Genomic DNA, 26,133 nt, shown 5'->3' on the forward strand with positions numbered 1-26,133 from the left:
AATCCACACCGAACCGGAAGGCCCTCGCCCGTTCAAGACGCCTCAGCCGAGACCTGGCTCACCCGTCCCCAACCTCACAGGGCAATACAGCTAGGACCCCTCCGGCTTCGCAGGGCGCGGTCCGGCGGAACCCCCTTCTGGGCCCCTGAGCCGCGCACGGAGGTCGGCTCCGCCCGATGCCGCAGCCGCGTCGCGGGCTGACGCATTCGCGTCCGAGTGATGGACCGGCGGCCGGGGACGACCCCGGGACGTGGGAGGATCGGACATGGCGGGCCGGGGCCGCGCACCCGGACCTGCCGTCGCCGTACGCGAGGACACGTGTACGAGGAGCAGTACGGGGCGCGAGGACTGAGGAGCATCGTTGAGCAGGTTGCGCTGGCTGACCGCGGGGGAGTCCCACGGCCCCGCACTCGTGGCGACGCTGGAGGGCCTCCCGGCCGGCGTGCCGATCACCACGGAGATGGTGGCGGACCACCTGGCCCGGCGCCGGCTCGGCTACGGCCGCGGTGCGCGGATGAAGTTCGAGCGCGACGAGGTCACCTTCCTCGGCGGCGTCCGGCACGGTCTGACCCTCGGCTCCCCGGTGGCCGTCATGGTGGGGAACACCGAGTGGCCGAAGTGGGAGCAGGTCATGGCGGCCGACCCCGTCGACCCCGAGATCCTCGCCGGGCTCGCCCGCAACGCCCCGCTGACCCGGCCCCGCCCCGGTCACGCGGACCTCGCGGGTATGCAGAAGTACGGCTTCGACGAGGCCCGGCCGATCCTGGAGCGTGCCTCGGCGCGTGAGACGGCGGCCCGGGTGGCGCTCGGCGCGGTCGCGCGGTCGTACCTGAAGGAGACCGCCGGCATCGAGATCGTCAGCCATGTCGTCGAGCTCTGCTCGGTGAAGGCCCCGCACGGGGTGTACCCCACCCCGGCCGACGTCGAGAAGCTGGACGCCGACCCGCTGCGCTGCCTGGACGCGGACGCCTCCAAGGCGATGGTCGCCGAGGTCGACCAGGCCCACAAGGACGGCGACACCCTCGGCGGCGTCGTGGAGATCCTGGCCTACGGAGTGCCGGTGGGCCTCGGCTCGCACGTGCACTGGGACCGCAAGCTGGACGCCCGGCTCGCCGGCGCGCTCATGGGCATCCAGGCGATCAAGGGCGTCGAGCTCGGCGACGGCTTCGAGCTGGCGCGGGTGCCCGGCTCGCAGGCCCACGACGAGATCGTCAACACCCCCGAGGGCATCAAGCGGGTCTCCGGCCGGGCCGGCGGCACCGAGGGCGGTCTGAGCACCGGTGAGCTGCTCCGCGTCCGCGCCGCGATGAAGCCGATCGCGACCGTGCCGCGGGCCCTGCAGACGGTGGACGTCACCACCGGCGAGGCCACCCAGGCCCACCACCAGCGCTCCGACGTCTCCGCCGTCCCGGCCGCCGGCATCGTCGGCGAGGCCATGGTGGCGCTGGTCCTCGCCGACGCGGTCGCGGAGAAGTTCGGCGGCGACAGCGTGGCCGAGACCCGGCGCAACGTCCGCTCCTACCTCGACAACCTGGCCATCCGATGAGCCCGGTGCCGGTCGTCGTCCTGGTCGGTCCGATGGGCGTCGGCAAGTCGACCGTCGGACAGCTGCTCGCCGAGCGGCTCGGGGTGGGCTACCGGGACACCGACGACGACATCGTCGCCGACCAGGGCAGGACGATCGCCGAGATCTTCGTCGACGAGGGCGAGGACGCCTTCCGCGCGATCGAGAAGCAGGCCGTGGCCCGCGCCCTCGCCTCGCACCAGGGCGTCCTGGCGCTGGGCGGCGGCGCCGTCCTCGACGAGGACACCCGCGCGGCGCTCGCCGGGCAGCGGGTCGTCTACCTCTCCATGGACGTCGAGGAGGCGGTCCGCCGCACCGGCCTCAACGCCGCCCGTCCGCTGCTCGCGGTCAACCCGCGCAAGCAGTGGCGCGAGCTGATGGAGGCCCGGCGCCACCTCTACGAGCAGATCGCCTCGGTGGTGGTCGCCACGGACGGCCGCACCCCCGAAGAAGTCACCCAAGTCGCCCTGGAAGCACTGGAGTTGAAGGAAGCATGAGCGAGGCAGCGACGCGGATCCAGGTCGGCGGCACGGCCGGCAGCGAGCCGTACGAGGTCCTGGTGGGCCGTCAGCTCCTCGGTGAACTCGGCGGGTTGATCGGCGACAAGGCCAAGCGGGTCGCCGTCATCCACCCCGAGGCCCTCGCGGAGACCGGCGACGCCCTGCGCGCCGACCTCGCCGGACAGGGCTACGAGGCCGTCGCCATCCAGGTGCCGAACGCGGAGGAGGCCAAGACCGCCGAGGTCGCCGCCTACTGCTGGAAGGCGCTCGGCCAGTCGGGGTTCACCCGCACCGATGTCGTCGTCGGCGTCGGCGGCGGGGCCACCACGGACCTCGCCGGCTTCGTCGCCGCGACCTGGCTGCGCGGGGTGCGCTGGATCGCCGTCCCCACCACGGTCCTGGCCATGGTCGACGCGGCGGTCGGCGGCAAGACCGGCATCAACACCGCCGAGGGCAAGAACCTCGTCGGCGCCTTCCACCCGCCCGCCGGCGTGCTGTGCGACCTGGCCGCGCTGGACTCCCTCCCGGTCCACGACTACGTCTCCGGACTGGCCGAGATCATCAAGGCCGGCTTCATCGCCGACCCGGCGATCCTCGAACTCATCGAGTCCGACCCCGAGGCCGCCCGCACCCCCGAGGGCCCGCACACCGCCGAGCTGATCGAGCGCTCGATCCGGGTCAAGGCCGAGGTCGTCTCCTCGGACCTGAAGGAGTCGGGACTGCGTGAGATCCTCAACTACGGTCACACCCTCGGCCACGCCATCGAGAAGAACGAGCGCTACAAGTGGCGGCACGGCGCCGCGGTCGCCGTCGGCATGCACTTCGCCGCCGAACTGGGCCGCCTGGCCGGCCGGCTCGACGACGCGACCGCCGACCGGCACCGCGCCATCCTGGAGGCCGTCGGTCTTCCCCTGCACTACCGCTACGACCAGTGGCCCAAGCTGCTGGAGAACATGAAGGTCGACAAGAAGTCCCGCGGCGACCTGCTGCGCTTCATCGTCCTGGACGGCCTGGCGAAGCCCACCGTCATGGAGGGCCCCGACCCCGCGGTGCTGCTGGCCGCGTACGGCGAAGTGGGGCAGTAAGTCCACCGGGGCGATGAACGCCCGATTTTCCCTGTGCCCGGGGGCACTTCGGACCGCCCCCGGCCGTTCACCAAACGACGGCCGGGGGCGGTACCGTTCGGTAGGGAGCGGGGTTCGCCCCACGACCAGCGCCCATGGCCCGTACGAGATGGAGTGGCACCGGATGCAGCACCCAGTGGGTTCTCCGCTGCCGCCGCCCCACCAGCCGGGGCACGGACCGGCCGCCGGCTGGTCCCCGGCCGCACCGCACCAGGGCCCGCCGCAGCCGGGCCCCCACCAGGGAGCCGCCCCCGTGCCTCCGCCGCCCCCGGCCCCCGGCTTCACCGGACCGCCCCCCGGGTCGGTTCCGCCCCCGCACCAGCACGTCCCACCACCCCCGGACACCACCGGCCATGTGCCGCTGCCGCCCGGCGGCCCGGTCGCCGTGCCCAGCACCCCGCCCGCCCCGGCCGCGCCCGACCCCTCCGGCACGACCCTCGCGGTGCTGCTCATCGGCCCGGCCGGCGCCGGAAAGACCAGCGTCGCCAAGTACTGGGCCGACCACCGCCGTGTCCCCACGGCCCACATCAGCCTCGACGACGTGCGCGAATGGGTCCGCTCCGGCTTCGCCGACCCCCAGTCCGGCTGGAACGACCACTCCGAGGCCCAGTACCGCCTGGCCCGCCGCACCTGCGGCTTCGCGGCCCGCAACTTCCTCGCCAACGGCATCTCCTGCATCCTCGACGACGCGGTCTTCCCCGACCGCCCGGTGGTGGGCCTCGGCGGCTGGAAGCGCCATGTGGGTCCGGGCCTCCTCCCGGTGGTCCTGCTGCCCGGTTTGGAGATCGTCCTGGAGCGCAACGCCGAACGCTCCGGCAACCGCCGCCTCACCGACGAGGAGGTCGCCCGCATCCACGGCCGCATGGCCGGCTGGTACGGCTCGGGACTGCCGATCATCGACAACTCCCAGCTGGACGTGGCGCAGACGGCCCAGGTGCTGGACGAGGTGCTGGCGCGGTCGATAGCGAGCCCGCCGAGCTGGTAGGCCCCTTCCCCGGGTACCGACGCCTCCCGGCGCACCCCCACTCGGCTCTCCCGACCGGCGCCCCGCCCGCACAGCTCCTACGCTCGTTCTATGTCAGAGGTGTTCGCCACCCGTCGCTCCCGGCTCCGGGACCGCTGCCAAGCCGGCGGCAGCGACTCCGCGCTGGTCACCCGCCCCGCCAACGTCCGCTATCTCGCGGGCTCGGCCCCCAGGGGCGCGGCCCTGCTGATCGGCCCGACCGAGGACGTCCTGGTGTGCACGGCACCGCCGGACGACCGCCCCGGCGAGGGCCGCCCGGACGAGGCCCTGCGGCTGCACATACTGCCCGGTGCGGGCGGCGACCCGGCGGTGGCCGCCGCCGACTTCGCCGAGGTGCAGAGCGCCGAGTCGCTCGCCGTGGAGGAGCACCACCTCACCGTGGCGCGGCACCGGGCGATCCGCTCCGTCGCCCCGCGGATCCGCCTCGCCGACCTCGGCGCGGCAGTCGAGCAGCTCAGGGTGGTCAAGGACGAGGAGGAGATCTCCTGTCTGCGCATCGGCGCCGAGATCGCCGACCAGGCCCTGGGCGAACTGCTGGAGTCGATCCTCGTCGGGCGCACCGAACGCCACCTCGCCCTGGAGCTGGAACGCCGCCTGGTCGATCACGGCGCCGACGGCCCCGCCTTCCCCACCTCGGTCGCGACCGGACCGAACTCCGGCAGGCGCGCCCACCGGCCCACCGACCGGCGGGTGGAGGAGGGCGACTTCCTCTCCGTGTGCCTGGGCGCCAGGTATCGCGGCTACCGCTGCGAGATCGGCCGGACCTTCGTCATCGGCACCTCTCCGGCGGACTGGCAGATCGAGCTGTACGACGTCGTCTTCGCCGCTCAGCGGGCGGGCCGGGAGTCCCTCGCCCCCGGTGCCGCCTACCGCGACGTGGACCGCGCGGCACGGCAGGTGCTGGACTCCGCGGGGCATGCCGAGGGGCTCTCTGCGCTCACCGGTCACGGCGTCGGACTCGAAATCGACGAGGACCCGCAGTTGGCTCCCGCGGCCATGGGTAAACTGGACGCTTGCGTGCCGGTCACCGTCGAACCGGGGGTCCACCTCCCGGGACGGGGCGGCGTCCGGATCGATGACACGCTCGTCGTCCGCCCCGAGGCGGACGGCGGACCCGAGCTACTCACCATCACGACCAAGGAGCTGCTCGCCCTCTAGGCAGGTGCGTGCCCCGGGGTCGTCCACGTCAGTCCAGGAGATTCCGCAACCGTGGCTTCCACGAACGACCTCAAGAACGGCATGGTGCTCAAGCTCGATGGCGGCCAGCTGTGGTCCGTCGTCGAGTTCCAGCACGTCAAGCCCGGCAAGGGCCCGGCCTTCGTGCGCACCAAGCTCAAGAACGTGCTCTCCGGGAAGGTCGTCGACAAGACCTTCAACGCCGGCGTGAAGGTCGAGACGGCCACCGTCGACAAGCGCGACATGCAGTTCTCCTACATGGACGGCGAGTACTTCGTCTTCATGGACATGGAGACCTACGACCAGCTGATGGTCGACCGCAAGGCCGTCGGCGACGCCGCCAACTTCCTCATCGAGGGCTTCACCGCCACCGTGGCGCAGCACGAGGGCGAGGTGCTCTTCGTCGAGCTGCCGGCCGCCGTCGAGCTCGTCATCCAGGAGACCGAGCCCGGTGTCCAGGGCGACCGCTCCACCGGTGGCACCAAGCCCGCCACCCTGGAGACCGGCCACCAGATCCAGGTCCCGCTCTTCATCACCACCGGTGAGAAGATCAAGGTCGACACCCGCACCAGCGACTACCTCGGCCGGGTGAACAGCTAACCGTGGCTGCCCGCAACACGGCTCGCAAGCGCGCCTTCCAGATCCTCTTCGAGGGCGACCAGCGCGGCGCCGACGTCCTGACGGTCCTCGCGGACTGGGTCCGGCTCTCCCGGGCCGACACCCGGCAGCCGCCGGTGAGCGAGTACACGATGCAGCTGGTCGAGGGGTACGCGCAGCACGCGCGGCGCATCGACGAGCTGATCGCCCAGTACTCGGTCGGCTGGACGCTCGACCGGATGCCGGTCGTCGACCGCAACCTGTTGCGGCTCGGCGCCTACGAGCTGATCTGGGTCGACGAGACGCCGGACGCCGTCGTGCTGGACGAGATGGTCCAGCTGGCCAAGGAGTTCTCCACGGACGAGTCGCCCTCCTTCGTCAACGGCCTCCTGGGCCGTCTGAAGGAGCTCAAGCCCTCGCTGCGCCGGGACGAGGCGTAAGGGCACCCGACATCGCCTGAGGGCCCACAGCGACATGCTGTGGGCCCTCAGGCATGTCCAGGGTCCCCGCGGGCCCGTCCGGGGTGTTCCAGGGGCGGCGGGGGCTCCTGAGGCTCCTGGGCATGTCCGAGGCGCCCGGAAACACCGCGGGGGCGCCCGGAAACACCGCCGGGGGGCCGGAACCCTTCGGTTCCGGCCGCCCCGGGCGGCACGTTTCTGCTCAGTCGGCAGAAGGCTCAGTTCTCCTCGTGGGACACCGCGCGACGGGCATCGGCGTCCAGCACGCCCCAGCTGATCAGCTGCTCCGTGAGGACGGAGGGGGACTGGTCGTAGATGACGGCGAGGGTGCGCAGGTCGTCCTGGCGGATCGAGAGCACCTTGCCGTTGTAGTCACCGCGCTGGGACTGGATCGTCGCGGCGTACCGCTGGAGGGGACCCGCCTTCTCGGCCGGCACGTGGGCCAGCCGCTCCAGGTCCAGCACCAGCTTCGGCGGCGGCTCGGCGGCCCCGCCCGGAGTGGTGCCGGGCAGCAGCTCCTGCACCGGAACGCCGTAGAAATCCGCCAGCTCGGCAAGACGCTGCACGGTCACGGCACGGTCGCCGCGCTCGTACGAGCCGACCACCACGGCCTTCCAGCGGCCCTGGGACTTCTCCTCGACACCGTGGAGGGAAAGGCCCTGCTGGGTGCGGATGGCCCGGAGCTTGGCCCCGAGCTGTTTGGCGTATTCGCTGGACATATGGCTCCCCGGACACTGTGTCGACGCGGCCGGCCGTCTTCCTGCCGCGCGGCTGGTAACTCACTGTGAGGTTACGCAGCGTGACTCTTGTGCGTCAAGCCGAATGGTCCACACCGACTCTTCCGTGGTGGTGACGGTCGATTGGGCCAAGGGGGTGATCCGGGTCCGTTTCCCGGCCTGCTACGGTGGATGACGTAAACCCGACGTCCTTTAAGGTCCGTCCCGTGAGGCGGAGAAGGAGGTCCTTTTCGTATGGACACCCAAGCGTCCGATGCGCGGCCCGTTCTCGAAGGCCCCGACATCGCACGGGTACTGACCCGTATCGCCCACGAGATCGTCGAACGCGCCAAGGGCGCCGACGACGTGGTGCTCCTCGGCATTCCGACCCGGGGCGTCTTCCTCGCCCGGCGGCTCGCCGACAAGCTCCAGGAGATCACCGAGCGCACCATCCCGGTCGGCTCGCTGGACATCACGATGTACCGCGACGACCTGCGCATGCACCCGCCGCGCGCCCTGGCCCGCACCGAGATCCCCGGTGACGGCCTCGACGGCCGCCTCGTCGTCCTCGTCGACGACGTGCTCTTCTCCGGCCGCACCATCCGCGCCGCCCTCGACGCGCTGAACGACATCGGCCGGCCGCGCGCCGTGCAGCTCGCGGTCCTCGTCGACCGCGGCCACCGCGAACTGCCCATCCGCGCCGACTACGTCGGCAAGAACCTCCCCACGTCGTTGCGGGAGACGGTCAAGGTCCAGCTCACCGAGGAGGACGGTCGCGACACCGTGCTGCTCGGTGTGAAGCCGACCCAGTAGCGGCCGACGGCGCACGCACCGCCCCGGTGCGCCCTCGCCTGCCCGGAATCTCCCGATCCTGAACTGCCTTACGGAGCCTGACAGATGCAGCGTCATCTCATCTCGGCCGCCGACCTCACCCGCGACGACGCCGTCCAGATCCTCGACACCGCCGAGGAGATGGCCCGGGTGGCCGACCGGCCCATCAAGAAGCTGCCGACCCTGCGCGGCCGCACCGTCGTCAACCTCTTCTTCGAGGACTCCACGCGGACCCGGATCTCCTTCGAGGCCGCCGAGAAGCGCCTGTCCGCGGACGTCATCAACTTCACCGCCAAGGGATCCAGCGTCTCCAAGGGCGAGTCCCTGAAGGACACCGCCCAGACCCTGGAGGCCATGGGCGTCGACGCCGTGGTCATCCGGCACGGCGCCTCCGGGGCGCCCTACCGGCTCGCCACCTCCGGGTGGATCGACGCGGTCGTCATCAACGCCGGTGACGGCACCCACCAGCACCCCACCCAGGCGCTGCTGGACGCCTTCACCATGCGCCGCCGGCTCGTCGGCCGGGACGCCGGGCTCGGCCAGGACCTGGCCGGCAAGCGCATCACGCTCGTCGGCGACGTCCTGCACAGCCGCGTCGCCCGCTCCAACGTCGACCTGCTGCACACCCTCGGCGCCGAGGTCACCCTGGTCGCCCCGCCCACCCTGGTGCCGGTCGGCGTCGAGACCTGGCCCTGCGCGGTCTCGTACGACCTCGACGCCGTGCTGCCCAAGTCCGACGCCGTGATGATGCTCCGGGTCCAGCGGGAGCGGATGAACGCCGCGTTCTTCCCGACCGAGCGCGAGTACTCGCGGCGCTACGGACTCGACGGCGAACGCATGGCGAGGATGCCCGAGCACGCCATCGTGATGCACCCCGGCCCGATGGTGCGCGGCATGGAGATCACCGCCGAGGTCGCCGACTCCGACCGCTGCACCGTCGTCGAGCAGGTCGCAAACGGAGTCTCCATCCGGATGGCCGTTCTGTACCTGCTGCTGGGCGGCAACCAGCCCGCCGTCACCCACACCCGCGTCGAGGAGAAGTAAGACCATGAGCAAGATCCTGATCCGTGGTGCGAAGGTGCTCGGCGGCGAGCCGCAGGACGTGCTGATCGACGGCGAGGTCGTCGCCGAGGTCGGCACCGGCCTGAGCGCCGAGGGCGCCGAGGGCGCCGAGGTCGTCGAGGCCGCCGGACGGGTGCTGCTGCCCGGCCTGGTCGACCTGCACACCCATCTGCGCGAGCCCGGCCGCGAGGACTCCGAGACCGTCCTGACCGGCACCCGCGCGGCCGCCTCCGGCGGCTACACCGCCGTGTTCGCCATGGCCAACACCTTCCCCGTCGCCGACACCGCCGGCGTGGTCGAGCAGGTCTACCGGCTCGGCCGGGAGCACGGCTACTGCGACGTCCAGCCCATCGGCGCCGTCACCGTCGGCCTGGAGGGCAGGAAGCTCGCCGAGCTGGGCGCCATGCACGAGTCGGCCGCCGGGGTCACCGTCTTCTCCGACGACGGCAAGTGCGTCGACGACGCCGTGATCATGCGCCGGGCGCTGGAGTACGTGAAGGCCTTCGGCGGGGTCGTGGCCCAGCACGCCCAGGAGCCGCGGCTGACCGAGGGCGCCCAGATGAACGAGGGCGTCGTCTCCGCCGAGCTGGGACTCGGGGGCTGGCCCGCGGTGGCCGAGGAGTCGATCATCGCCCGGGACGTCCTGCTCGCCGAGCACGTCGGCTCCCGCGTCCACATCTGCCACCTGTCGACCGCCGGCTCCGTGGAGATCGTGCGCTGGGCGAAGTCCCGCGGCATCGACGTCACCGCCGAGGTCACCCCGCACCACCTGCTCCTCACCGACGAACTGGTGCGCAGCTACAACCCGGTCTACAAGGTGAACCCGCCGCTGCGCACCGAGCGCGACGTACTGGCGCTGCGCGAGGCCCTCGCGGACGGCACGATCGACATCGTGGCCACCGACCACGCCCCGCACCCTCACGAGGACAAGGACTGCGAGTGGGCCGCGGCCGCCATGGGCATGGTGGGCCTGGAGACCGCGCTGTCGGTGGTGCAGGAGACCATGGTGGAGACCGGACTCCTCACCTGGGCCGGGGTCGCCGACCGTATGTCCTTCAAGCCCGCCTCGATCGGGCGGGCCAAGGGACACGGCCGTCCCGTCTCGGCTGGTGAGCCCGCCAACCTCACGCTCGTCGACACGGCATACCGTGGGTCCGTGGACCCCGCGGGCTTCGCCTCGCGCAGCCGCAACACCCCGTACGAGGGGCGTGAGCTGCCGGGCCGTGTGACGCACACGTGGCTCCGGGGCAAGGCCACGCTCGTCGACGGGAAGCTCACGTGACACCTGTAACCCTGCTCGCGGCCGAACAGAAGTCGGCCGAGGTGACCGACTGGGCAGCCAGGATCGGCTGGCTGGTCGGCCTGGCCCTCTTCGTCGCGCTCGTCTACTGGCTGATGCGCGAGGGCTGGAAATGGCGCGGCACGCTCCAGGGCGACCTGCCCGAGCTGCCCGGCGCGCCGTCCGAGCCCGGCGAGGCGACACTGACGATGAGCGGCCGCTACCACGGCTCCACCACCGCCGGACAGTGGCTGGACCGCATCGTGGCGCACGGCCTGGGCACCCGCAGCCGGGTCGAGCTCACGCTGACCGACGCGGGCCTGGACGTCGTACGCCCCGGGGCGACCGACTTCTTCGTCCCGGCCGCACAGCTGCGCGAGGCCCGGCTCGACAAGGGCATCGCCGGAAAGGTGCTCACCGAGGGCGGCCTGCTCGTCGTGACCTGGGCGCACGGCGACCGCCTGATCGACTCCGGCTTCCGCTCGGACACCGCCGCCGAGCACACCGCATGGGTCGACACCCTGAACCAGATGATCAACGACATGGAAGGCGCACGATGACGACCTCCACAAGGGGAGCCACCAAGGTTCCCGCCGTCCTCGTCCTGGAGGACGGCCGGATCTTCCGCGGCCGCGCCTACGGGGCCGTGGGGGTGACCTTCGGCGAGGCCGTGTTCTCCACCGGGATGACCGGTTACCAGGAGACCCTCACCGACCCGTCGTACCACCGCCAGGTCGTCGTGATGACCGCGCCGCACGTCGGCAACACCGGCGTCAACGACGAGGACCCGGAGAGCGCGCGGATCTGGGTCGCCGGCTACGTCGTGCGCGACCCCGCGCGCGTGCCCTCCAACTGGCGCTCGAAGCGCTCACTGGACGAGGAACTGCGCCGCCAGGGCGTCGTCGGGATCTCCGGCGTCGACACCCGCGCCCTCACCCGCCACCTGCGCGAGCGCGGCGCCATGCGCGTCGGCGTCTTCTCCGGCAACGCCCTGCCCGACGAGGGCACCATGCTCGCCGAGGTCCGCCAGGCCCCCGAGATGAAGGGCGCCGACCTCTCCGCCGAGGTCGCCACCAAGGAGGCGTACGTCGTCCCCGCGATCGGCGAGAAGAAGTACACCGTCGCCGCCGTGGACCTCGGCATCAAGGGCATGACCCCGCACCGGATGGCCGAGCGCGGCATCGAGGTGCACGTGCTGCCCGCCACCGCCACCGTCGAGGACGTCTACGCGGTCGCCCCGGACGGCGTGTTCTTCTCCAACGGCCCCGGTGACCCGGCCACCGCCGACCACGCCGTCTCCGTCATGCGGGGCGTGCTGGAGCGGAAGACCCCGCTCTTCGGCATCTGCTTCGGCAACCAGATCCTGGGCCGCTCGCTCGGCTTCGGCACCTACAAGCTGAAGTACGGCCACCGCGGCATCAACCAGCCCGTGCAGGACCGTACGACCGGCAAGGTCGAGGTCACCGCGCACAACCACGGCTTCGCCGTCGACGCCCCGCTCGACAAGGTGTCCGACACCCCCTACGGCCGCGCCGAGGTCTCCCACGTCTGCCTCAACGACAACGTGGTGGAAGGCCTCCAGCTGCTCGACCAGCCCGCCTTCAGCGTCCAGTACCACCCGGAAGCGGCGGCGGGCCCGCACGACGCGGCCTACCTGTTCGACCGTTTCGTCTCCCTGATGGAGGGCCAGCGTGCCTAAGCGCACCGATATCCAGTCCGTCCTGGTCATCGGCTCCGGCCCGATCGTCATCGGCCAGGCCGCCGAGTTCGACTACTCCGGCACCCAGGCGTGCCGGGTGCTCAAGTCCGAGGGCCTGCGCGTCATCCTCGTCAACTCCAACCCGGCGACGATCATGACCGACCCGGAGATCGCCGACGCGACCTACGTCGAGCCGATCACCCCGGAGTTCGTCGAGAAGATCATCGCCAAGGAGCGCCCCGACGCCCTGCTGCCCACCCTGGGCGGCCAGACCGCGCTGAACACCGCGATCTCGCTGGACCAGGCCGGCACCCTCGCCAAGTACGGCGTCGAGCTGATCGGCGCCAACGTCGAGGCGATCAACAAGGGCGAGGACCGCGACCTGTTCAAGGCGGTCGTCGAGGCCGTGCGCGGCAAGATCGGGCACGGCGAGTCCGCCCGCTCGGTGATCTGCCACTCCATGGACGACGTCCTCCAGGGCGTCGAGACGCTCGGCGGCTACCCGGTCGTCGTCCGCCCCTCCTTCACCATGGGCGGCGCCGGCTCCGGCTTCGCACACGACGAGGAGGAGCTGCGCCGCATCGCCGGACAGGGCCTCACCCTCTCGCCGACCACCGAGGTGCTCCTGGAGGAGTCCATCCTCGGCTGGAAGGAGTACGAGCTGGAGCTGATGCGCGACAAGCACGACAACGTCGTGGTCGTCTGCTCCATCGAGAACTTCGACCCCATGGGCGTGCACACCGGTGACTCCATCACCGTCGCCCCGGCGATGACCCTGACCGACCGCGAGTACCAGGTGCTGCGCGACGTCGGCATCGCGATCATCCGCGAGGTCGGCGTCGACACCGGCGGCTGCAACATCCAGTTCGCGGTGAACCCCGAGGACGGTCGCGTGATCGTCATCGAGATGAACCCGCGTGTGTCGCGGTCCTCGGCGCTCGCCTCCAAGGCGACCGGCTTCCCGATCGCCAAGATCGCCGCCAAGCTCGCCGTCGGCTACACCCTCGACGAGATCCCGAACGACATCACCCAGGAGACCCCGGCCTCCTTCGAGCCCACGCTCGACTACGTGGTGGTGAAGGCCCCGCGGTTCGCCTTCGAGAAGTTCCCCTCCGCCGACTCCACCCTCACCACCACCATGAAGTCGGTCGGCGAGGCCATGGCCATCGGCCGCAACTTCACCGAGGCCTTCCAGAAGGCGCTGCGCTCGCTGGAGAGGAAGGGCAGCCAGTTCACCTTCGTCGGCGAGACCGGCGACAAGGAGGAACTGCTCCGCGAGGCCGTGCGCCCCACCGACGGCCGGATCAACACCGTCATGCAGGCCATCCGCGCGGGCGCCACGCCCGAGGAGGTCTTCGAGTACACGAAGATCGACCCCTGGTTCGTCGACCAGCTCTTCCTGATCAAGGAGACCGCCGACGAGCTGGCCGAGGCCGCCGAGCTGACCCCCGAACTGCTCGCCGAGGCCAAGCACCACGGCTTCTCCGACCAGCAGATCGGTGAGATCCGCGGCCTGCGCGAGGACGTCGTCCGCGAGGTCCGGCACGCGCTCGGCATCCGCCCGGTCTACAAGACCGTCGACACCTGCGCCGCCGAGTTCGCCGCGCGGACCCCGTACTTCTACTCGTCCTACGACGAGGAGACCGAGGTCGCCCCGCGCGAGAAGCCCGCGGTGATCATCCTCGGCTCCGGCCCCAACCGCATCGGCCAGGGCATCGAGTTCGACTACTCCTGCGTCCACGCCTCCTTCGCGCTGAGCGAGGCCGGGTTCGAGACCGTCATGGTCAACTGCAACCCGGAGACCGTCTCCACCGACTACGACACCTCCGACCGGCTCTACTTCGAGCCGCTCACCCTGGAGGACGTGCTGGAGATCGTCCACGCGGAGGCCCAGGCCGGCCCGATCGCGGGCGTGATCGTGCAGCTCGGCGGCCAGACCCCGCTGGGCCTGGCGCAGGCGCTCAAGGACAACGGAGTGCCGGTCGTGGGCACCTCCCCGGAGGCGATCCACGCCGCCGAGGACCGCGGCGCCTTCGGCCGCGTGCTGAAGGAGGCCGGCCTCCCGGCGCCCAAGCACGGCACCGCCACCACCTTCGCCGAGGCCAAGGCCATCGCCGACGAGATCGGCTACCCGGTCCTCGTGCGGCCCTCCTACGTCCTCGGCGGACGCGGCATGGAGATCGTCTACGACGAGACCCGGCTGGAGTCGTACATCGCCGAGTCGACCGAGATCAGCCCCACCCGGCCGGTCCTCGTCGACCGCTTCCTGGACGACGCCATCGAGATCGACGTCGACGCCCTCTACGACGGCGAGGAGCTCTACCTCGGCGGCGTGATGGAGCACATCGAGGAGGCCGGCATCCACTCCGGCGACTCCGCGTGCGCGCTGCCCCCGATCACCCTCGGCGGCTTCGACATCAAGCGCCTGCGCGCCTCGACGGAGGCCATCGCCAAGGGCGTCGGCGTCCGCGGACTGATCAACATCCAGTTCGCGATGGCGGGCGACATCCTCTACGTCCTGGAGGCCAACCCGCGCGCCTCCCGCACCGTCCCCTTCACCTCGAAGGCCACCGCGGTGCCGCTGGCCAAGGCCGCCGCCCGGATCTCGCTCGGCGCGACCGTCGCCGAACTGCGGGCCGAGGGGCTGCTGCCGCGCACCGGCGACGGCGGCGAGCTGCCCCTGGACGCGCCGATCTCCGTCAAGGAGGCCGTCATGCCGTGGTCGCGCTTCCGCGACATCCACGGCCGCGGCGTCGACACCGTCCTCGGCCCGGAGATGCGCTCCACCGGCGAGGTCATGGGCATCGACTCCGTCTTCGGCACCGCCTACGCCAAGTCCCAGGCCGGCGCCTACGGCCCGCTGCCCACGAAGGGCCGCGCCTTCATCTCGGTCGCCAACCGGGACAAGCGGTCGGTGATCTTCCCCGCGCGCGAGCTGGTCGCGCACGGCTTCGAGCTGCTGGCCACCTCCGGCACCGCCGAGGTCCTCAAGCGCAACGGCATCAACGCCGCCGTGGTGCGCAAGCAGTCCGAGGGCACCGGCCCCAACGGCGAGAAGACCATCGTCCAGCTCATCCACGACGGCGAGGTCAACCTCATCGTCAACACCCCGTACGGCACCGGGGGCCGCCTGGACGGCTACGAGATCCGTACGGCGGCCGTCGCACGGTCCGTGCCGTGTCTGACGACCGTGCAGGCGCTCGCCGCCGCCGTCCAGGGCATCGACGCCCTCAACCACGGCGACGTCGGCGTCCGCTCGCTCCAGGAACACGCGGAACACCTGACCGCGGCCCGCGACTAGCAGCCCTGAGGGGGACACCGGAAACGGTGTCCCCCTCTTGGTGAGCACACCACTTCCCGGTGAGGACCATGTACAAGATCTTCTTCAACCTCGTCTTCCAGCGGATGGACCCCGAGCGGGCCCACCACCTCGCCTTCCGCTGGATCCGGCTCGCCGTCCGCGTCCCCGTGCTGCGCACCTTCGTCGCCGCGGTCCTCGCGCCCCGGTACAAGGAACTGCGGACCGAGGCCTTCGGCCTGCGCATGCACGGCCCGTTCGGGCTCGCCGCCGGCTTCGACAAGAACGCGGTCGCCGTCGACGGCATGTCGATGCTCGGCTTCGACCACGTCGAGATCGGCACCGTCACCGGGCAGGCCCAGCCCGGCAACCCCAAGAAGCGGCTGTTCCGGCTCGTCCCGGACCGTGCGCTGATCAACCGGATGGGCTTCAACAACGAGGGCTCGCTGGCCGTCGCCGCCCGCCTGGCCTCCCGCAACCCGGTCTTCCGGACCGTCGTGGGCGTCAACATCGGCAAGACCAAGGTGGTCCCGGAGGCCGAGGCGGCCGCCGACTACGTGCAGTCGACCGAGCGGCTCGCCCCGTACGCCGACTACCTGGTCGTGAACGTCTCCTCCCCGAACACCCCCGGGCTGCGCAACCTCCAGGCCACCGAGTCGCTGCGCCCGCTGCTGACCGCGGTGCGGGAGGCCGCCGACCGGACCGTCCCCTCCCGCCGGGTCCCGCTCCTGGTCAAGATCGCGCCGGACCTCGCCGACGAGGACGTCGACGCCGTCGCCGACCTGGCCGTCGAGCTGGGCCTGGACGGCATCATCGCCACCAACACCACCATCGCGCGCGAGGGACTCGGACTGGCCTCCGCGCCCGAGCTGGTCCAGGAGACCGGCGGACTGTCCGGCGCCCCCCTCAAGGAGCGCTCCCTGGAGGTGCTGCGCCGCCTCTACGCGCGCGTGGGCGACCGGATCACCCTGGTGGGCGTCGGCGGCGTGGAGAACGCCGAGGACGCCTGGCAGCGCATCCTGGCCGGAGCCACCCTGGTCCAGGGCTACAGCGCCTTCATCTACGAGGGCCCCTTCTGGGCCCGCGCCGTCCACAAGGGGCTCGCCGCCCGCCTGCGCACCAGCCCGTACACCACCCTCGCCGACGCGGTCGGCGCCGACGTCAGGAAGGCCGTATGACTCTCGAACCCTTCGGCGCGCGACTGCGCCACGCCATGGACGAGCGGGGCCCGCTGTGCGTCGGGATCGACCCGCACGCCTCCCTGCTCGCCGAGTGGGGTCTGAACGACGACATCGCCGGGCTGGAGCGGTTCAGCCGCACCGTCGTCGAGGCGATGGCCGACCGGGTCGCGGTGCTGAAGCCGCAGAGCGCGTTCTTCGAGCGCTTCGGCTCGCGCGGAGTGGCGGTGCTGGAGAAGTCCGTCGAGGAGGCGCGGGCGGCCGGTGCGCTGGTCGTGATGGACGCCAAGCGCGGTGACATCGGCTCGACCATGGCCGCGTACGCCGAGTCCTTCCTGCGCAAGGACTCCCCGCTCTTCTCGGACGCGCTGACCGTCTCCCCGTACCTCGGCTACGGCTCGCTCTCGCCCGCCGTGGCGCTGGCCCGGGAGAGCGGCGCGGGTCTGTTCGTGCTGGCGCTGACCTCCAACCCGGAGGGCGGCGAGGTCCAGCACGCGGTACGGGCCGACGGGCGCACCGTGGGCGCGACCATGCTGGCCCACCTGGCGGCCGAGAACACGGGGGAGGAGCCGATGGGCTCCTTCGGCGCGGTCGTCGGCGCCACACTCGGCGATCTGTCCTCCTACGACCTGCGGATCAACGGGCCGCTCCTGGCGCCCGGCATCGGCGCCCAGGGGGCCACGCCCGCCGACCTTCCCCGGGTCTTCGGGGCGGCGGTGCGCAATGTCGTGCCCAACGTCAGCCGGGGGGTGCTGCGGCACGGTCCCGACACCGGGGCGCTGCGGTCGGCGGCGGAGCGGTTCGCGGAGGAGATCCGGGCGGCCGTGACCGCCGCGTGAGCCCGGGTGAGACGCGGGTGAGCCCCGGTTGAGCCCTGGGTGAGTCGCGAGGGAGGTCGGCCGGGAGTATTTAGACGCTTGTTCGAGTGCTCCGACGGGTGACTCCGGGCCGCCCTCCGTCTGAATACATCCTCAAATCCGGGGCGGTATGACCGAAATGTCCGCCCTGGCGGAGGCTGACCAGGACTTTTCCGCTGTTCTCGCTGACTCTGGCGGACTTGCCCGCTAGTCTCCGAGGCGTGGGGGCGCCTCCCACACTCTCCGAGCAGGTGGGGGAGGGCGGGCGAGCGTGTTGCTCGTGGCCCCCCAGGTGTGGGGCGACTAGGTTCCTCACCGGTCCGTATCCGACAGTTCAACATCCGAGGTGACGTAGGCGTGGCTCTTCCGCCCCTTACCCCTGAACAGCGCGCAGCCGCGCTCGAAAAGGCCGCCGCGGCTCGCCGGGAGCGGGCCGAGGTCAAGAATCGACTCAAGCACTCCGGCGCCTCCCTGCACGAGGTCATCAAGCAGGGCCAGGAGAACGACGTCATCGGCAAGATGAAGGTCTCCGCCCTGCTCGAGTCCCTGCCGGGCGTGGGCAAGGTCCGCGCCAAGCAGATCATGGAGCGACTCGGCATCTCCGAGAGCCGCCGGGTGCGTGGCCTCGGCTCCAACCAGATCGCTTCCCTGGAGCGTGAGTTCGGCAGCACCGGTTCCTGATCCCGGGCACTGCCGGGAAGGGAGTCCCGGGCACCCCGGGATTGCTGGAATAATCGCTGCATGGCTGCAACATTCCGGGGGACGACCCCCGAGCCCCCGGACGTACGTCCGCGGCTGACCGTGCTCTCCGGCCCCTCCGGAGTCGGCAAGAGCACGGTCGTCGCTCATATGCGCAAGGAACACCCCGAGGTCTGGCTCTCGGTGTCGGCGACGACCCGCAGGCCCCGTCCCGGCGAGCAGCACGGTGTCCACTACTTCTTCGTCACCGACGAGGAGATGGACAAGCTGATCGCCAACGGCGAGCTGCTGGAGTGGGCCGAGTTCGCCGGCAACCGCTACGGCACGCCGCGCGCGGCGGTGCTGGAGCGCCTGGAGGCGGGTGAGCCGGTGCTGCTGGAGATCGACCTCCAGGGCGCCCGGCAGGTCCGCGAGTCCATGGCGGAGGCACACCTGGTGTTCCTCGCCCCTCCCTCCTGGGAGGAGCTGGTGCGCAGGCTCACCGGTCGCGGCACCGAACCGCCCGAGGTGATCGAGCGTCGCCTTGAGGCGGCGAAGGGCGAGCTGGCCGCCGAGCCGGAGTTCGACGAGACCCTGGTCAACACCTCCGTCGAGGACGTGGCGCGCGAGCTGCTAGCCTTGATGGACGTTGTGTGATCGTCTCTGATCGCCTGACTGAATCTTTCCCATCCATCGGAAGGTAGAGCGTGTCCTCTTCCATCTCCGCGCCCGAGGGCATCATCAACCCGCCGATCGACGAGCTCCTCGAGGCCACCGACTCGAAGTACAGCCTCGTGATCTACGCGGCCAAGCGTGCCCGCCAGATCAACGCGTACTACTCGCAGCTCGGCGAGGGCCTCCTCGAGTACGTCGGTCCGCTCGTCGACACCCACGTCCACGAGAAGCCGCTCTCGATCTCCCTGCGCGAGATCAACGCGGGACTGCTCACGTCCGAGGCCATTGAGGGCCCGGCGCAGTAGTATTTCCTGCTCGCAGCAGACTTTTCCACAGGCCCGGCAGCACCGTCTGCCGGGCCTGTGGTCTGCTCGGGGGGCACGGAGGTCCGCCGCCCGCCGTGATGCAGCATGGGGTTGTACGTTTCCGAGCCGGGGAGAGACCGTGGACAAGCCGAGGGTCGTTCTGGGTGTGAGCGGTGGCATCGCCGCCTACAAGGCCTGTGAGCTGCTGCGCAGGCTGACCGAGTCGGGACACGACGTACGGGTGGTGCCCACCGCCTCCGCCCTGCACTTCGTCGGTGCCGCCACCTGGTCCGCCCTGTCCGGCAACCCCGTCTCCACCGAGGTCTGGGACGACGTCCACGAGGTGCCGCACGTCCGCATCGGCCAGCACGCCGACCTGGTCGTGGTCGCTCCGGCCACCGCGGACCTGCTCGCCAAGGCCGCCCACGGCCTCGCCGACGACCTGCTGACCAACACCCTGCTCACCGCCCGCTGCCCGGTCGTCTTCGCCCCCGCGATGCACACCGAGATGTGGGAGCACCCGGCCACCCAGGAGAACGTGGCGACCCTGCGCCGTCGCGGCGCCGTCGTCATCGAGCCCGCCGTCGGCCGCCTCACCGGAGTGGACACCGGCAAGGGACGCCTCCCGGACCCCGGGGAGATCTTCGAGGTCTGCCGCCGGGTCCTCGCCAGAGGCGTCACCGAGCCCGACCTCGCAGGCCGGCACGTCGTGGTCAGCGCCGGCGGCACGCGCGAGCCCCTCGACCCCGTCCGCTTCCTCGGCAACCGCTCCTCCGGCAAGCAGGGCTACGCCCTCGCCCGCACCGCCGCGGCGCGCGGCGCCCGGGTCACCCTGGTCGCCGCCAACACCGGCCTGCCCGATCCGGCGGGCGTGGACGTCGTCCGGGTGGGCACGGCCGTGCAGCTGCGCGAGGCGGTGCTGAAGGCGGCCGCCGACGCGGACGCGGTCGTCATGGCCGCGGCCGTCGCGGACTTCCGTCCGGCCGAGTACGCCGCCGGGAAGATCAAGAAGAAGGACGGGCAGGAACCGGCCCCGATCGTCCTGGTGCGGAATCCGGACATCCTCGCGGAGATCTCCTCCGATCGGGCGCGGCCCGGCCAGGTGGTCGTCGGCTTCGCCGCCGAGACGGACGAGGTGCTGGCCAACGGCCGCGCCAAGCTCGCCCGCAAGGGCTGCGACCTGCTGGTGGTGAACGAGGTGGGGGAGCGCAAGACCTTCGGCGCCGAGGAGAACGAGGCCGTGGTACTGGGCGCCGACGGCACCGAGACACCCGTTCCGTACGGCCCCAAGGAGGCCCTGGCCGAAACCGTGTGGGATCTGGTCGCCCCGCGGCTGAGCTGAACGTCGCAATCGTTTTGCAGCAGCGCGAAACCCCGCACTTTGGGGCGTGGCGCCCCTGGCCAAGGCCGCGGAGGATTGGGCAGAATGCCCGTGCCGCAGGTCACAGCGCTCCCGAGAGGCGAGACAGGTGGGCCCGCGGCCGAGCGCGACCGATAAACTGTTCTCGGACGACGCCGGGCGCAGCCCCCGTCCCGTCCGCCAATGATCAGCCAGCAGCCGCTGCAACCCCAGGGAGCGTTGTGTCCCGTCGCCTGTTCACCTCGGAGTCCGTGACCGAGGGTCACCCCGACAAGATCGCTGACCAGATCAGCGACACCATTCTCGACGCGCTTCTGCGCGAGGACCCGACCTCCCGGGTCGCCGTCGAGACGCTGATCACCACCGGCCTGGTGCACGTGGCCGGCGAGGTCACGACCAAGACGTACGCGGACATCGCGACGCTGGTCCGGAACAAGATCCTCGACATCGGCTACGACTCCTCGAAGAAGGGCTTCGACGGCGCCTCCTGCGGCGTGTCGGTGTCCATCGGCGCGCAGTCCCCGGACATCGCCCAGGGCGTCGACACGGCCTACGAGAACCGGGTCGAGGGCGACGAGGACGAGCTGGACCGGCAGGGCGCCGGTGACCAGGGCCTGATGTTCGGCTACGCCACAGACGAGACGCCCACGCTGATGCCGCTGCCGATCTTCCTGGCGCACCGGCTGTCCAAGCGTCTGTCCGAGGTCCGCAAGAACGGCACCATCCCCTACCTGCGCCCCGACGGCAAGACCCAGGTCACCATCGAGTACGACGGCGACAAGGCCGTCCGTCTCGACACCGTCGTCGTCTCCTCGCAGCACGCCTCCGACATCGACCTGGAGTCGCTGCTCGCTCCCGACATCCGCGAGTTCGTCGTGGAGCCGGAGCTGAAGGCGCTCCTGGACGAGGGCATCAAGCTGGACACCGAGGGCTACCGCCTGCTGGTCAACCCGACCGGGCGCTTCGAGATCGGCGGCCCGATGGGCGACGCCGGCCTCACCGGCCGCAAGATCATCATCGACACCTACGGAGGCATGGCCCGCCACGGCGGCGGCGCCTTCTCCGGCAAGGACCCGTCCAAGGTGGACCGCTCGGCCGCGTACGCGATGCGCTGGGTCGCCAAGAACGTGGTCGCCGCGGGCCTGGCCTCCCGCTGTGAGGTCCAGGTGGCCTACGCCATCGGCAAGGCCGAGCCGGTCGGTCTGTTCGTCGAGACCTTCGGCACGGCCAAGGTCGACGCCGAGAAGATCGAGAAGGCGATCGACGAGGTCTTCGACCTCCGCCCGGCCGCGATCATCCGCGACCTCGACCTGCTCCGCCCGATCTACGCCCAGACGGCCGCGTACGGCCACTTCGGCCGCGAGCTTCCGGACTTCACCTGGGAGCGCACGGACCGCGTGGACGCGCTGCGCAAGGCGGCGGGCCTGTAAGGTCCCCCTCCGTCCGGCCGACGAGGCCCGGTGCCCCCTGGTGGGGCGCCGGGCCTCGTCGCATGTCCCAGGGGCGCTCCGGCTCAGGACCAATGTCAGTGCCGTTTGGTAAGAATGCAGGCGTGAGCAGCGAGGACGGGCAGGTGAGCGGTGGCGCCGAGGGGGCGCCGCCGGAGCAGCTCGCGTTCATTCGGGAGAGTGCGCGCAAGGCCGGGACCCCGCGGGCCAAGCCGCGGACCTGGCGGGGGGCCGCGCTGGCCCGGGAGCTGCCGGTCGCCCGGGTGCTGGTCGACAAGGGCGTGCTCCATCTCGACCGGTACTTCGACTACGCGGTGCCCGAGGAACTCGACGCCGAGGCGCAGCCCGGGGTGCGGGTGCGGGTGCGGTTCGGGGCCGGCCGGGGCCGGGTCCGGGAGGGGCGCCGTGAGGGCGGCGGGCTGATCGACGGGTTCCTGGTCGAGCGGCTCGCCGAGTCCGACTACGCGGGGCCGCTCGCGGCGCTGGCGCAGGTGGTCTCACCCGAGCGGGTGCTCGACGGGGAGCTGCTGGGGCTGGCCCGGTCCGTCGCCGACCGGTACGCGGGGAGCCTCGCCGACGTGCTCCAGCTCGCCGTCCCGCCGCGCAGCGCCCGCGCCGAGCAGCGGCCCTCGCCCGAGCCGCTGCCGCCGCCCGCGGAGCCCGCGCCGGGGTCCTGGGAGCGGTACGAACACGGTCCCGCCTTCCTCCGGGCGCTGGCGTCGGGCGGGGCGCCCCGGGCGGTGTGGAACGCGTTGCCGGGGCCGCTCTGGAGCGAGGAGATCGCCCGCGCCGTCGCCGCGACGCTCTCCTCCGGGCGGGGGGCGCTGGTCGTGGTGCCGGACGGACGGGCCGTCGCCCGGGTCGACGCCGCGCTGACCGGGGTGCTCGGGGAGGGCCGGCACGCCGTGCTCACCGCCGACGCGGGGCCCGAGAAGCGGTACCGGGAGTGGCTCGCGGTCCGGCGGGGTTCCGTGCGGGCCGTGGTGGGCACGCGGGCCGCGATGTTCGCGCCGGTGCGGGACCTGGGACTGGTGGTCATCTGGGACGACGGGGACGACAGCCACAGCGAGCCGCACGCGCCTCAGCCCCATGCCCGCGATGTGCTGCTGTCCCGGGCCGCGCAGGACAGGTGCGGCTTCCTGCTGGGCGCCTGGAGCTGCACGGTGGAGGCCGCGCAACTGGTGGAGAGCGGCTGGGCCCGGCCCTTGATCGCCGTCCGGGAGCAGGTACGGGCCGCCGCGCCGCTGGTACGGACCGTGGGCGACGGGGACCTGGCCCGGGACGAGGCCGCGCGGGCCGCCCGGCTGCCGTCGATCGCCTGGCAGGTCGTCAGGGACGCCCTGAAGCAGGGGCCCGTGCTGGTGCAGGTGCCCCGACGGGGGTACGTGCCGAGGCTGGCCTGTGCGAACTGCCGGGCGCCCGCCCGGTGCCGGCACTGCGCGGGCCCGCTGGAGGCGCAGGACGCGGGGGCGCTGCGGTGCGGCTGGTGCGGGCGGGAGGACGGCTCCTGGCACTGTCCCGAGTGCGGCGGGTTCCGGCTGCGGGCACAGGTCGTCGGTGCCCGGCGGACCGCCGAGGAGCTGGGACGGGCCTTTCCGGCCGTGCCCGTGCGGACCTCCGGGCGGGAGCACGTGCTGGACACGGTGCCGGGGACACCGGCGCTGGTGGTGAGTACGCCGGGGGCCGAGCCGGTCGCGGAGGGCGGCTACGCGGCGGCCCTGCTGCTGGACGGCTGGGCCATGCTGGGGCGGCCCGATCTGCGGGCCGGGGAGGACGCGTTGCGGCGGTGGATCGGGGCGGCGGCGCTGGTGCGGCCGCAGGGGGCCGGCGGCACGGTGGTGGCGGTGGCCGAGCCGACCCTGCGGCCCGTGCAGGCCCTGGTGCGGTGGGATCCCGTCGGGCACGCGGTGCGGGAGCTGGCGGAGCGGGCCGAGCTGGGGTTTCCGCCGGTGTCGCGGATGGCGGCGGTGTCCGGCGGTGCGGAGGCCGTCGGGGAGTTCCTGCGGGCGGTGGAACTGCCCGCGGAGGCAGAGGTGTTGGGGCCGGTACCGGTGCCGGTCAGCGCGCCGGGCGGGGCCAGGCGGCCGGGTGGGCCGCCGCCGGGGGAGGCGTGGGAGCGGGCGCTGATTCGGGTGCCGCCGGGGAGGGGGGCGGCGTTGGCGGTCGCGCTGAAGGCTGCGCAGGCCGCGCGGATGGCGCGGGGGGGTTCGGGTGGGGAGGCGGCGGTTCGGGTGCGGATCGATCCGCCGGACATTGGTTGAGGCGGGGCGGACGGCGGGGGCGGGGGTGTCGGCTTAGGGTGCGGCGCCGTGGGGGTTGGTCGCGCAGTTCCCCGCGCCCCTGGGGTGGTGGTCGTGTTCTTGCGGGTGCGGTGTTGTGGGGGCTGGTCGCGCAGTTCCTCGCGCCCCTGGCGGGGGTGCGGCGGCTTGGTGGGTTGGGTGTGGGTGTCTGCGCACCCTGGCGGGGGCCCGTCCTCCCTGGGTCGGTGGGGGGAGGACGGGGCTCGGGGGGTCAGCCGTTGCGGGGGGAGGGGAAGGCCGGGGGGCGGGGGTCGTCCCGTAGGGCGGGGGTGGACGCCGTCGGCTGCGTCGGCATCGAGCGGGCCGCGGGCACCGTCGGCATCCCCGTGTTGACGCCCACCGTCCGGCTCGCCTGCTCGGTCGTGCGCTCCGCCTCGGCCGCCGCCTGGGTCGCCGCGCGACGGGCGCCGTAACGGCGGTGCACCGCCTGCTTGGTCACGCCGAGGGCGGAGCCCACCGCGTCCCACGAGAAGCCGAGCGAGCGGTCGAAGTCCACCGCCGCCGTCACCAGCGTCTCGACGCTGTCCCGCAGCTCCTGCGCGAGACGGACCGTCGGGGCTGGGGCACGCCCGTAGACGACGAAGCCCGTGGACGGGCCGGAGCGGCGCGGGCGGTAGACGTTGCCCAACTGGGCGGTGAGCGTGCGCAGTGCGTCCACCTGCCGGCGGACCCGCTCGATGTCCCGCACCAGCAAGTGCAGGCTGGCCCGAGCCTGGGCGTCGTGGGTTGCGTGGTCGGCCATGAACAAGCCTCTCGAACCGGCGTTGAAAGGGATCGGGCCGAGCGATGTGCGGCCCGCTGGGGTCAACTCTTTCTTGACCAACGCGGTTACGCTCCGCTGGTCACGCAGAGGGGGCGTACCGGCATATGCGTGCGCCGGGGAGGGCGCGGGTGCCCCGCCTCGGTTCGGGGGGTGCGCGGCGACCGGGGCCGCCGACGGTGCGGGTCCGGGTGGGCCCCCGTGGCCTCGGCAACCCCCGGGAGGCATCCCCCAATAGACTGGTGTGCTGCCCCACCGAACCCGACCGAGAGGCCCGTACGCACTCATGAGGCTCGTCTTCGCCGGTACCCCCGAGGTCGCCGTTCCCGCCCTGGACGCCCTGATCGCCTCCGGGCGGCACGAGGTGGCCGCCGTCGTCACCCGCCCCGACGCCCCCGCCGGGCGCGGCCGCCGCCTGGTCGCCTCGCCCGTGGCCCAGCGGGCCGAGGAGGCCGGGATCGAGGTGCTCAAGCCCGCCAAGCCGCGCGACCCGGAGTTCCTGGAACGCCTGCGGCAGATCGCGCCGGACTGCTGCCCCGTCGTCGCCTACGGCGCGATCCTCCCGCGGGTCGCCCTCGACGTCCCGGCCCACGGCTGGGTCAACCTGCACTTCTCGCTGCTGCCCGCCTGGCGCGGGGCCGCGCCCGTCCAGCACTCGATCATGGCGGGCGACGAGATCACCGGCGCCACCACCTTCCTGATCGAGGAGGGCCTCGACTCCGGACCCGTGTACGGGACGGTCACCGAGGAGATCCGGCCCACCGACACCAGCGGCGACCTGCTGACCCGGCTCGCCTTCGCGGGCGCCGGACTGCTCGCCGCCACCATGGACGGGATCGAGGACGGCGCCCTGAAGGCCGTGCCGCAGCCGGGTGACGGCGTCAGCCTCGCGCCCAAGGTCAATGTCGAGGACGCCCACGTCGACTGGAGCGCCCCCGCGCTGCGGGTGGACCGGTTGGTGCGCGGCTGCACCCCGGCGCCGGGCGCGTGGACGGTGTTCCGCGGCGAGCGGCTCAAGCTGATCCAGGTGCGTCCGGTGCCGGAGCGCACCGAACTGGCGCCCGGCGCGCTCGCCGTCGGCAAGAACAGCGTGCACACGGGCACCGGTTCGTACGCCGTGGAGCTGCTGTGGGTGCAGGCGCAGGGCAAGAAGCCGATGCGGGCGGCGGACTGGGCGCGCGGCGTGCGGATCGCCGACGGCGAGCTGCTCGGCGCCTGACCGGCCGCGCACCGGGCGCCCGGTG

General features: G+C 72.1%; 24 protein-coding genes. 22 read left to right on the forward strand and 2 right to left on the reverse strand.

The genetic code is table 11. The annotated features are described in order from the left end of the window. Nucleotides 1-361 precede the first annotated feature (361 nt). The 7 genes from aroC (at nt 362) to nusB (ending at nt 6,425) form a co-directional block, all read left to right on the forward strand. Nucleotides 362-1,546 carry a chorismate synthase gene (gene aroC / locus AB0E07_RS24725; RefSeq protein ID WP_362256101.1) on the forward strand — a complete coding sequence of 395 codons (1,185 nt, stop codon included), beginning with the start codon at nt 362-364 and terminating at the stop codon, nt 1,544-1,546. Continuing rightward, nucleotides 1,543-2,061: a shikimate kinase gene (locus AB0E07_RS24730; RefSeq protein ID WP_362256104.1), complete on the forward strand. Its 519-nt coding sequence runs from the start codon at nt 1,543-1,545 to the stop codon at nt 2,059-2,061. The genes aroC and AB0E07_RS24730 overlap by 4 nt, the downstream gene beginning before the upstream one ends. Beyond that, a complete protein-coding gene (gene aroB, locus AB0E07_RS24735; protein WP_362256106.1) occupies nt 2,058-3,149 on the forward strand; it encodes a 3-dehydroquinate synthase in 1,092 nt (363 codons plus the stop codon). Before AB0E07_RS24730 ends, aroB begins: the two co-directional genes overlap by 4 nt. A gap of 163 nt (nt 3,150-3,312) precedes the next feature. Further along, nucleotides 3,313-4,173: a Pro-rich N-terminal domain-containing protein gene (locus AB0E07_RS24740; RefSeq protein WP_362256109.1), complete on the forward strand. Its 861-nt coding sequence runs from the start codon at nt 3,313-3,315 to the stop codon at nt 4,171-4,173. 90 nt (nt 4,174-4,263) lie between these two features. Beyond that, entirely contained in the window at nt 4,264-5,370 is a 1,107-nt protein-coding gene (locus AB0E07_RS24745) for an aminopeptidase P family protein (RefSeq protein WP_362256112.1), read from the forward strand. Between the two features lie 51 nt (nt 5,371-5,421). Continuing rightward, nucleotides 5,422-5,988, forward strand: coding sequence for an elongation factor P (gene efp / locus AB0E07_RS24750; RefSeq protein ID WP_055522452.1), 567 nt, complete (start codon nt 5,422-5,424; stop codon nt 5,986-5,988). A 2-nt stretch (nt 5,989-5,990) separates the two neighbouring features. Continuing rightward, entirely contained in the window at nt 5,991-6,425 is a 435-nt protein-coding gene (gene nusB / locus AB0E07_RS24755) for a transcription antitermination factor NusB (RefSeq protein ID WP_362256115.1), read from the forward strand. 236 nt (nt 6,426-6,661) lie between these two features. Here nusB and bldD read toward each other — a convergent pair whose 3' ends face one another. Beyond that, a complete protein-coding gene (gene bldD / locus AB0E07_RS24760) occupies nt 6,662-7,162 on the reverse strand; it encodes a transcriptional regulator BldD (protein ID WP_019059743.1) in 501 nt (166 codons plus the stop codon). A gap of 252 nt (nt 7,163-7,414) precedes the next feature. On the opposite strand from bldD, the gene pyrR reads away from it, so the two are divergent. The 14 genes from pyrR (at nt 7,415) to AB0E07_RS24830 (ending at nt 24,090) form a co-directional block, all read left to right on the forward strand. Next, nucleotides 7,415-7,972, forward strand: a complete 558-nt coding sequence (gene pyrR / locus AB0E07_RS24765; RefSeq protein WP_362256119.1) for a bifunctional pyr operon transcriptional regulator/uracil phosphoribosyltransferase PyrR — start codon at nt 7,415-7,417, stop codon at nt 7,970-7,972. Nucleotides 7,973-8,056: 84 nt separating this feature from the next. After that, nucleotides 8,057-9,034 (forward strand): aspartate carbamoyltransferase catalytic subunit, encoded by a 978-nt coding sequence (locus tag AB0E07_RS24770; RefSeq protein WP_362256122.1) that lies wholly within the window; start codon nt 8,057-8,059, stop codon nt 9,032-9,034. A gap of 4 nt (nt 9,035-9,038) precedes the next feature. Further along, nucleotides 9,039-10,334, forward strand: a complete 1,296-nt coding sequence (locus AB0E07_RS24775) for a dihydroorotase (protein WP_362256125.1) — start codon at nt 9,039-9,041, stop codon at nt 10,332-10,334. Then, nucleotides 10,331-10,891, forward strand: a complete 561-nt coding sequence (locus AB0E07_RS24780; RefSeq protein WP_362256127.1) for a hypothetical protein — start codon at nt 10,331-10,333, stop codon at nt 10,889-10,891. The genes AB0E07_RS24775 and AB0E07_RS24780 overlap by 4 nt, the downstream gene beginning before the upstream one ends. Further along, nucleotides 10,888-12,030 carry a glutamine-hydrolyzing carbamoyl-phosphate synthase small subunit gene (gene carA / locus AB0E07_RS24785; RefSeq protein ID WP_362256130.1) on the forward strand — a complete coding sequence of 381 codons (1,143 nt, stop codon included), beginning with the start codon at nt 10,888-10,890 and terminating at the stop codon, nt 12,028-12,030. Before AB0E07_RS24780 ends, carA begins: the two co-directional genes overlap by 4 nt. Further along, complete coding sequence (gene carB, locus AB0E07_RS24790; protein ID WP_362256133.1) at nt 12,023-15,331, forward strand: carbamoyl-phosphate synthase large subunit; 3,309 nt, start codon at nt 12,023-12,025, stop codon at nt 15,329-15,331. The genes carA and carB overlap by 8 nt, the downstream gene beginning before the upstream one ends. Before the next feature lie 68 nt (nt 15,332-15,399). Further along, nucleotides 15,400-16,506 carry a quinone-dependent dihydroorotate dehydrogenase gene (locus AB0E07_RS24795; RefSeq protein WP_362256136.1) on the forward strand — a complete coding sequence of 369 codons (1,107 nt, stop codon included), beginning with the start codon at nt 15,400-15,402 and terminating at the stop codon, nt 16,504-16,506. Further along, entirely contained in the window at nt 16,503-17,345 is an 843-nt protein-coding gene (pyrF, locus tag AB0E07_RS24800; RefSeq protein WP_362256139.1) for an orotidine-5'-phosphate decarboxylase, read from the forward strand. Before AB0E07_RS24795 ends, pyrF begins: the two co-directional genes overlap by 4 nt. Before the next feature lie 375 nt (nt 17,346-17,720). Continuing rightward, nucleotides 17,721-18,044, forward strand: a complete 324-nt coding sequence (locus AB0E07_RS24805) for an integration host factor (RefSeq protein ID WP_003977346.1) — start codon at nt 17,721-17,723, stop codon at nt 18,042-18,044. A gap of 60 nt (nt 18,045-18,104) precedes the next feature. Continuing rightward, the gene (gene gmk / locus AB0E07_RS24810) at nt 18,105-18,698 is read left to right on the forward strand and encodes a guanylate kinase (protein WP_362256143.1); all 594 of its coding nucleotides are present in this window, start codon (nt 18,105-18,107) and stop codon (nt 18,696-18,698) included. A 50-nt stretch (nt 18,699-18,748) separates the two neighbouring features. Next, nucleotides 18,749-19,021, forward strand: a complete 273-nt coding sequence (gene rpoZ / locus AB0E07_RS24815) for a DNA-directed RNA polymerase subunit omega (protein WP_067025681.1) — start codon at nt 18,749-18,751, stop codon at nt 19,019-19,021. 139 nt (nt 19,022-19,160) lie between these two features. Further along, nucleotides 19,161-20,363 carry a bifunctional phosphopantothenoylcysteine decarboxylase/phosphopantothenate--cysteine ligase CoaBC gene (gene coaBC / locus AB0E07_RS24820; protein WP_362256146.1) on the forward strand — a complete coding sequence of 401 codons (1,203 nt, stop codon included), beginning with the start codon at nt 19,161-19,163 and terminating at the stop codon, nt 20,361-20,363. 239 nt (nt 20,364-20,602) lie between these two features. Beyond that, complete coding sequence (metK, locus tag AB0E07_RS24825) at nt 20,603-21,811, forward strand: methionine adenosyltransferase (RefSeq protein WP_362256149.1); 1,209 nt, start codon at nt 20,603-20,605, stop codon at nt 21,809-21,811. Between the two features lie 122 nt (nt 21,812-21,933). Further along, nucleotides 21,934-24,090, forward strand: coding sequence for a primosomal protein N' (locus tag AB0E07_RS24830; RefSeq protein WP_362256153.1), 2,157 nt, complete (start codon nt 21,934-21,936; stop codon nt 24,088-24,090). A gap of 250 nt (nt 24,091-24,340) precedes the next feature. Here AB0E07_RS24830 and AB0E07_RS24835 read toward each other — a convergent pair whose 3' ends face one another. After that, nucleotides 24,341-24,871: a hypothetical protein gene (locus AB0E07_RS24835; protein ID WP_362256156.1), complete on the reverse strand. Its 531-nt coding sequence runs from the start codon at nt 24,869-24,871 to the stop codon at nt 24,341-24,343. 304 nt (nt 24,872-25,175) lie between these two features. On the opposite strand from AB0E07_RS24835, the gene fmt reads away from it, so the two are divergent. After that, entirely contained in the window at nt 25,176-26,108 is a 933-nt protein-coding gene (gene fmt / locus AB0E07_RS24840; protein ID WP_362256159.1) for a methionyl-tRNA formyltransferase, read from the forward strand. Nucleotides 26,109-26,133: the final 25 nt, after the last annotated feature.

This window comes from Streptomyces sp. NPDC048002, from assembly GCF_040653275.1.
In the GTDB taxonomy this organism is placed as follows: domain Bacteria; phylum Actinomycetota; class Actinomycetes; order Streptomycetales; family Streptomycetaceae; genus Streptomyces.